The 6,906-nt window shown below is 66.4% G+C and carries 7 protein-coding genes; 2 read left to right on the plus strand and 5 right to left on the minus strand.

Translation table 11 applies throughout. The features are described 5' to 3' along the window. Nucleotides 1-39 precede the first annotated feature (39 nt). On the minus strand, nt 40-735 hold the full coding sequence (gene mtnC / locus ASD86_RS15045; RefSeq protein ID WP_056111957.1) for an acireductone synthase: 696 nt from the start codon (nt 733-735) through the stop codon (nt 40-42). Nucleotides 736-895: 160 nt separating this feature from the next. On the opposite strand from mtnC, the gene ASD86_RS15050 reads away from it, so the two are divergent. After that, the gene (locus ASD86_RS15050; protein ID WP_056111959.1) at nt 896-1,168 is read left to right on the plus strand and encodes a hypothetical protein; all 273 of its coding nucleotides are present in this window, start codon (nt 896-898) and stop codon (nt 1,166-1,168) included. Between the two features lie 33 nt (nt 1,169-1,201). Here the strand turns inward: ASD86_RS15050 and ASD86_RS15055 are convergent, their stop codons facing one another. From ASD86_RS15055 to ASD86_RS15070, 4 genes are all read right to left on the minus strand, one after another. Continuing rightward, nucleotides 1,202-1,759, minus strand: coding sequence for an acireductone dioxygenase (locus ASD86_RS15055; protein WP_056111962.1), 558 nt, complete (start codon nt 1,757-1,759; stop codon nt 1,202-1,204). After that, nucleotides 1,756-2,394 (minus strand): methylthioribulose 1-phosphate dehydratase, encoded by a 639-nt coding sequence (locus ASD86_RS15060; protein WP_056111966.1) that lies wholly within the window; start codon nt 2,392-2,394, stop codon nt 1,756-1,758. The genes ASD86_RS15055 and ASD86_RS15060 overlap by 4 nt, the downstream gene beginning before the upstream one ends. A 234-nt stretch (nt 2,395-2,628) precedes the next feature. Beyond that, nucleotides 2,629-4,062 carry an amino acid permease gene (locus ASD86_RS15065; protein ID WP_056111969.1) on the minus strand — a complete coding sequence of 478 codons (1,434 nt, stop codon included), beginning with the start codon at nt 4,060-4,062 and terminating at the stop codon, nt 2,629-2,631. Between the two features lie 243 nt (nt 4,063-4,305). Then, nucleotides 4,306-5,784 (minus strand): amino acid permease, encoded by a 1,479-nt coding sequence (locus tag ASD86_RS15070; RefSeq protein ID WP_056111971.1) that lies wholly within the window; start codon nt 5,782-5,784, stop codon nt 4,306-4,308. Between the two features lie 186 nt (nt 5,785-5,970). Between ASD86_RS15070 and ASD86_RS15075 the strand changes: the two genes are divergently transcribed. Further along, nucleotides 5,971-6,618 (plus strand): NUDIX hydrolase, encoded by a 648-nt coding sequence (locus tag ASD86_RS15075; protein WP_056111973.1) that lies wholly within the window; start codon nt 5,971-5,973, stop codon nt 6,616-6,618. Nucleotides 6,619-6,906: the final 288 nt, after the last annotated feature.

Raw genomic sequence — 6,906 nt, forward strand, 5'->3', positions numbered from 1 at the left:
CGCCTGTTTCGATCAGGCCATCACGTCAACCGCCATCGATCACACCACCACCTGATCAAACCCCGTCACCCGCACATGCCCATGCGTCGCCTCGCCTTCGCGCGGCTGCGGGTAATCGTCGAGACGGTCCACCAGCACCGTGCCGACGCCGGCGTCGCGCGCGGCGTCGAGTTCCTCGACCACGTCCGACAGGAACACGATCTCGTCCGCCGGCAGGCCGATCGCTTCGACGATGCGCGCATAACTCGCCGCCTCACGCTTGCCGCCGACTTCGGTATCGAACCAACCCGAGAATAGCTCGGTCAGATCGCCGGCATCGCTGTGGCCGAACAACAGCCGCTGCGCGGGCACGCTGCCGGAAGAATACACGTACAGGCGCAGGCCCTGATCCTTCCACTGGCGCAGCGCGGGCGCCGCGTCGGGGTACATGTGCGAGGTGAAGTCCGCGCTCTTGTAGCCGTCGGCCCAGATCATGCCCTGCAGCGCCTTGAGCGCGGTGTGCTTGCGGTCTTCGTCGATCCAGCCTTGCAGCACCTCGACGATGACCGAGTCCTGGCAGGCGCCGCCGTTCTCCAGCGCGACCGTGTCGAGCCACTTGCGCACCGCCGGCTCGCGTCCGCGCGCGGCGACGAAACCGGGCAGGGCGCGGCGCGCGTACGGGAACAGCACGTCCTTGACGAAGGAAATCGAGCTGGTGGTGCCTTCGATGTCGGTGAGGATGGCGCGGATGGGCATGGGGTCGGGGGACGAGTCGAGGCGGGGACGCCGATTGTCGCCTTTGCGGCGGCGCTCAGGCAAAAAATCGCGCCGGCCGACGGCGGACAGGGTTCACACCAAGGCGGCGGCGACGTTGTTGTAGATAAGCGGGCCATTCCGGTCCGATCGGACCATTCGCATGACCCTCGACGCGCTCGTTCTCATCGCCGACACCCCGGAAAACCGCTCCATCAACGAAAACGACGCGATCGAGCTGATCGGCAAGTTCGGGATCGCGCCGGGCAAGGTGCTGATCAAGATCCCGACCGACGACATCATCCCCGAGCTGAAGCTGCACCTGCGCATGAACCGCGACGTGGCGGTCTGGCAACTCAATGATGTGACCAAGCTGCGGCGCTTCGACCCGCTGGTGCTGGCCGACGTGGTCGAGCTCAGACGCCTGGGCGACTGAGCCCGAGCGGTCAATCGGCGCGAGCCAGGCGGCTCAGCCCGCCTGGCCCTTCTCGTAGCGCGGAAACTGCTGGGCGATGTCGGTGCCGGTGAAATGGCCGACCCAGCCGTCCGGCTCGGTGAAGAAACGTATCGCCACGAAGCTCGGTTCCGGGCCCATGTCGAACCAGTGCAGGGTGCTGTCGGGCACCGAGATCAGGTCGCCCTGTTCGCACTTGATCTCGTACACGTTCGGCTCGACGTGCAGGGTGAACAGGCCCGACCCGGCGACGAAGAAACGCACTTCGTCTTCCTTGTGGTAGTGCTCGTCGAGGAACTTGCCGCGCATGGTCTCGCGCTGCGGGTTGTCCGGGGCGATGCTGACCACGTCGACGGTCTTGAAGCCACGCTCGGCGATCAGCCGGTCGATGTCGGCGCGGTAGGCGGCCATGATCGTTTCGGGCGAATCGCCGGGCTGGATCGGCTGCGCGGCCTGCCATTGTTCGAAGCCCACGCCGATCCTGGCCAGTTCGCTGGCGATTTCGGCCTGGTCGGTGGTGCTCAGCCGCGGCGTGTCGGTCTGGTCTTCGGCGAAAATGCGCAGACGGCTCATCGCTGCAGTCTCCTGAGTTCGAGTTCGCATCCCAGCAGGAATTCGAACGCCTCCAGATGGCGTCGCGCTTCGGCCATGTCGCGGCCCCAGGCGTACAGGCCGTGACCGTCGATCAGATAGCCCCATAACGGCTGCCGGTCGAGGGTCGCGTCGACCTGGGCGGCCAGGGTCGGCATGTCCTGGGTGTTGGGATAGACCGGCAACTCCAGCGCCATTTCGTGAGTGGTGTTGCCGCTGAAGGCTTTCAACAGCTCGTAGCCTTCCAGATGCACGTGGCCGCGGCCGGCGTACAGGCGCGAGGCGACGGTCTGGGTCTGCGAATGGGTGTGCAGGACGCAGCCGATCTGCGGGTAGCGCTTGTACAGCTGGGTGTGCAGCAAGGTCTCGGCCGAGGGCCGGTGGCTGGTCGCGACCGGCGTGCCGTCGAGGTCGACGACCATGATGTCGGCTTCGGTCAAACGGCCCTTGTCGCGGCCGGACACGGTGATCGCGACGTGCCCGGCATCGATCCGGGTCGAGAAATTGCTGCTCGTGGCCGGGGTCCAGCCGCGCTGCGCGAGTTCGCGCACGTTGACGATGATTTCCCCGGCGCAGTGCGACAGGCGTTGCGGGTCATAGGGCAGGGCGCTGTTCATGGGCCAAGTTTAGCGCCGGGATGTGGCGCTTGCCTCGTTTTTGCCATAACGCAGCGTTATGCCGACCAATCGGGTCGCAGTAAGGCCTTGAGGGTTCGCCGGAAGCGGCTGGATGGGATGAAAGCTCGCATGGCGGGGGCTGAAGCCGTCCCCACAAAAAGCAGGGCCGGCCTGTGGAGGCCGGCCCGTCAAGCCGTCAGAGCGTTGGGCCCGGACCCGGGCCCTGGAGTGGGCTCAGCCCTGCGGCTTGCGCAGCTTGCTGTGACGCACGCTGTAGGCGAAATAGATCGCAAAACCGATCGCCGTCCACACGCCCATCAGCATCCAGTTGTGCGCGGTCATGGTCGACAGCAGGATCAGGCAGCTGACGATGCCGGCCAGGCAGACCGGCCAGGCGAAGGCGATCCGGAACGGGCGCGGCAGGTCGGGCTGGGTGCGGCGCAGGATCAGCACGCCGGCGCAGACCGCGGCGAACGCGATCAGGGTGCCCATCGAGGTCATGTCGCCGAGGATGTCGAGCGGGAACAGCGCCGCCAGCAGGGCGATGCCCACGCCGGTGATCACGGTGTTGATGTGCGGGGTGCGGTACTTGGGGTGGATCTTGGTGAACACCGGCGGCAGCAGGCCGTCGCGCGCCATGATCATGAAGATGCGCGGCTGGCCGATGATCATCACCAGCACCACCGACGACAAGCCGACCAGCGCGCCGATCTCGACCACCAGGCGCAGCCAGCCCAGCGCCGGATGCGCGGCGATCGCGGTCACCACCGGCTCGTCGGTGCCCAGGGTGGTGTACGGCGCCAGCCCGGTCATGACCGCGGCCATGCCGATGTACAGCACGGTGCAGATCGCCAGCGAGGCGAGCATGCCGATCGGCATGTCCTTCTGCGGCTTGTGCGATTCCTGCGCGGCCACCGACACCGCTTCGAAACCGATGTAGGCGAAGAACACCATCGAGGCGCCGCGCAGCACGCCTTCCCAGCCGTACTTGCCCGGGCCTTGCGATTCGGGGATGAAGGGCGTCCACAGCTCGGGATTGACGTACTTCCAGCCGACCGCGATCACCAGCACGATCAGGCCCGACTTCAGGATCACCATCGCCATGTTCATGGCCGAGGACTTGCGGATGCCGACATAGCACAGCCAGGTCAGCAGCAGCACGATCGCGGCCGCCGGCAGGTTGGCGATCGCGCCGGTCGGACGCAGCTTGGCGTCGAGCGGTGCCTGCACCAGCGCCGCCGGCAGGGTTATGTCGAAATGTTCCAATAAACTCAGGAAATACCCGGTCCAGCTGACCGCGACCGCCGACGCCGACACCCCGTATTCCAGTATCAGCATCCAGCCGATGAACCAGGCCGCCAGCTCGCCCAGGGTCGCGTAGGTGTAGGTGTAGGCGCTGCCCGAGACCGGCACCATCGCCGCGAACTCGGCATAGGCCAGCGCGCAGAACGTGCAACAGATCGCGGCCAGAATGAACGACAGCATGATCGCCGGGCCGGCGTGCTCGGCCGCGGCCTTGCCGGTGATCACGAAGATGCCGCCGCCGATCACCGCGCCGATGCCCAGCGCAGTCAGGCCCCACGGGCCGAGCGTGCGGTGCAGGCTCAGGCCCTCGGCCTCGGTATGCGCGGCGTGCGGGTGTTTGGTCGCCCAGAGTTGTCCCAGCATGTGTTTCTTCCTGGTGCTGCTTACGGCCGTGCGGCGACCTTCCGCTCGTCATTCCCGCGAACGCGGGAATCCAGGGCCTTCGCGCGGGAAGCTTTGAAGTCGCGCGATCCCCGCGTTCGCGAGGATGACGATCAAACGCCGCCGGGCCTGGTGACTCGAATCCGATCGCCGATGCGATGCGCGTTACATGAAATGGAAAAAGGCCGGCGGAAACCCCGCCGGCCTTGAGGACTTGCGCGCCGCTCAGGCCGCGTTGGCGGCCTTGCGCAGCTTGCTGTTGCGGTAGCCGTAGCCGAAGTAGATGACCATGCCGATCACGGTCCAGCCGGTCATCAGGTGCCAATGCTCGGAGAACGGCTTCCAGAACAGGTACAGGCAGGCGATCGCGCCGAGCGGGCACACCACCACGGCCAGCGGCACCCGGAACGGACGCGGCAGGTCGGGGCGGGTGCTGCGCAGGATCAACACGCCGACGCAGACGGTGGCGAAGGCGAGCAGGGTGCCCATCGACACCAGTTCGCCGAGCAGGCCGATCGGCAGGAAGCCGGCCAGCAGCGCGGCGAAGATGCCGACGATGATGGTGCCGATGTACGGGGTCTGGAACTTCGGATGGACCTTGGCGAAGAACTTCGGCAGCAGGCCGTCCTTCGACATCGAGTAGAAGATGCGCGGCTGGCCCATCAGCATGACCAGGATCACCGAGCTCAGACCGGCGATCGCGCCGATCTCGACGGCGAACTTCAGCCAGCCCAGCGCCGGGAACGCTTCCAGCGCGGTCGCGACCGGCTTGGGCGTGCTCAGCATGTGGTACGGCACCAGACCGGTCAGCACGCCGGAGACGATGATGTAGATGATCGTGCAGATCACCAGCGAGCCGAGGATGCCGATCGGCATGTCGCGCTGCGGGTTCTTGGCCTCGCCGGCGGCGGTGGAGACCGCGTCGAAGCCGATGTAGGCGAAGAACACCACCGAGGCGCCGCGGATGATGCCGTCGAAGCCGTACTTGCCCGGGCCCTGGCTTTCCGGGATGAACGGCACCCAGTTGTCCGGGTTGATGTACTTGGCGGCGAAGGCCACGAACAGGGTGATCACCACGACCTTGATCGCGACGATGATCGAGTTGACGAACGCCGACTGGGTGATGCCGACGTAGCACAAGCCGCTGATCGCCGCGATGATCGCCACCGCCGGCAGATTGATCAGGCCGCCGGTGTAGACGATGCTGCCGTCGACCACGTTCAGCGGCGCGGCCGCGAGCGAGGCGGGCAGGCCCATGCCGAAGGTGGTGAGCAGACTGTTGAGATAGCCCGACCAGCCGACCGCGACGGTCGAGGCGGCGAACAGATACTCAAGTACCAGGTTCCAGCCGATGAACCAGGCGACGAACTCGCCCAGGGTGGCGTAGGAATACGAATAGGCGCTGCCGGAGACCGGCATCATCGCCGAGAACTCGGCGTAGCACAGGCCGGCCAGCGCGCAGGCGAAGCCGGCGACGACGAAGCTCAGCACGATCGCCGGACCGGCATGCTCGGCCGCGGCGTGACCGGACAGGACGAAGATACCGGCGCCGATCACGGCGCCGATGCCGAGCATCACCAGTTGAGTCGCGGTCAACGATCGTTTGAGCGTTGCCTCGCCTTCGAGGCCGCCCTCCACGGGTTCGCCGGCGTCCACATGGCCGGCTGGCGCCACGGGTTTGGTGATGAACAGGCCTCTCGACATCGAACTCCCCTCTCTCTCGTAAGAAGTGATCTACGTGCCCGCCGTTCTGATGACGACGATGACCGACCCCGGAGCGGGGCGGCGGGCCACCTTAACCCAGGGTGGAAATCACCGGCAAGCTCACATCGTCATGGTTCTTGCCGCCATAATCGCGCCCCACACCGCCAGCCACACTGCAGTTTGCGCATGCCAGCGAAACATTCCGACGCCATCGGCGAACTTCGTTCCAATCTCATCGAATATGCGCGACGTTGGCCGGCGGAGGCGGAACATACGCAGCCGTTTCTGGACTTGCTCGACGAAGCCGCGCGTGCCGGCGAGGGCGTGCCCGGCACCATCGACCGCGCCGATGACGCAGCGCAGCACGACGCGCCGCCGCCCGCCGACCCGTTTCTGCGCGAGCGCCTGGCCGGCCACTTCACCGGCGGCGCCTGGCTGATCGATCGTGCCGGCCGGCGGGTGTTGCTGACCCACCACCGCAAGCTCGGCCGCTGGCTGCAGCTGGGCGGCCACGCCGACGGCGACCGCGATCTGGCCCAGGTGGCGCTGCGCGAAGCCGAGGAAGAATCCGGCCTGACCGGGCTGTCGGTCGACCCGGAGTTGTTCGACGTGGACCGTCACTGGATCCCCGAGCGTCGCGACGTGCCTGGTCACTGGCATTACGACCTGCGTTACGTGGTGCGCGCGGGCGACAACGAGGACTACGTGATCAGCGAGGAATCGCTGGACCTGGCCTGGCGTGAGATTTCCGAATTGCTCGACGATCCGGGCAGCGATGAGTCGATGCGGCGGATGGCGGGGAAGTGGTTGGCGCGTGGTGGTTCGGGCGGTTGAGCCGGCGGGATGGTCGTCGCGTGAGTACGCCGCGAGTTCCCCGTCGTGGCGATTACCGCCCCTGTAGGAGCGACGCGAGTCGCGAGCGCGGCATGTCGGCCACGTCGAAGCCTTCGCCGTAGTTGTATTTCCGCGGTCGTAGCTTGCGCCGTTCCTACAGATAAGCCACGCAGCTTTTGCTTGAGCCTGAAGTCGCGCAGTTCATCCAGCGCTGCGAAGCCACGCACTCGCGTTAGCAAACGCACACCCGAAGGGCGGCGCACATGGATGTGCGCCGTGCGCCACCGA

The sequence above is a fragment of the Lysobacter sp. Root690 genome, assembly GCF_001427785.1.
Taxonomy (GTDB): domain Bacteria; phylum Pseudomonadota; class Gammaproteobacteria; order Xanthomonadales; family Xanthomonadaceae; genus Lysobacter.

Coding starts and splice junctions, on each gene's coding strand:
- mtnC (WP_056111957.1), bottom strand. CDS start 735: ATGCCCATCCGCGCCATCCTCACCGACATCGAAGGCACCACCAGCTCG.
- ASD86_RS15050 (WP_056111959.1), top strand. CDS start 896: ATGACCCTCGACGCGCTCGTTCTCATCGCCGACACCCCGGAAAACCGC.
- ASD86_RS15055 (WP_056111962.1), bottom strand. CDS start 1,759: ATGAGCCGTCTGCGCATTTTCGCCGAAGACCAGACCGACACGCCGCGG.
- ASD86_RS15060 (WP_056111966.1), bottom strand. CDS start 2,394: ATGAACAGCGCCCTGCCCTATGACCCGCAACGCCTGTCGCACTGCGCC.
- ASD86_RS15065 (WP_056111969.1), bottom strand. CDS start 4,062: ATGCTGGGACAACTCTGGGCGACCAAACACCCGCACGCCGCGCATACC.
- ASD86_RS15070 (WP_056111971.1), bottom strand. CDS start 5,784: ATGTCGAGAGGCCTGTTCATCACCAAACCCGTGGCGCCAGCCGGCCAT.
- ASD86_RS15075 (WP_056111973.1), top strand. CDS start 5,971: ATGCCAGCGAAACATTCCGACGCCATCGGCGAACTTCGTTCCAATCTC.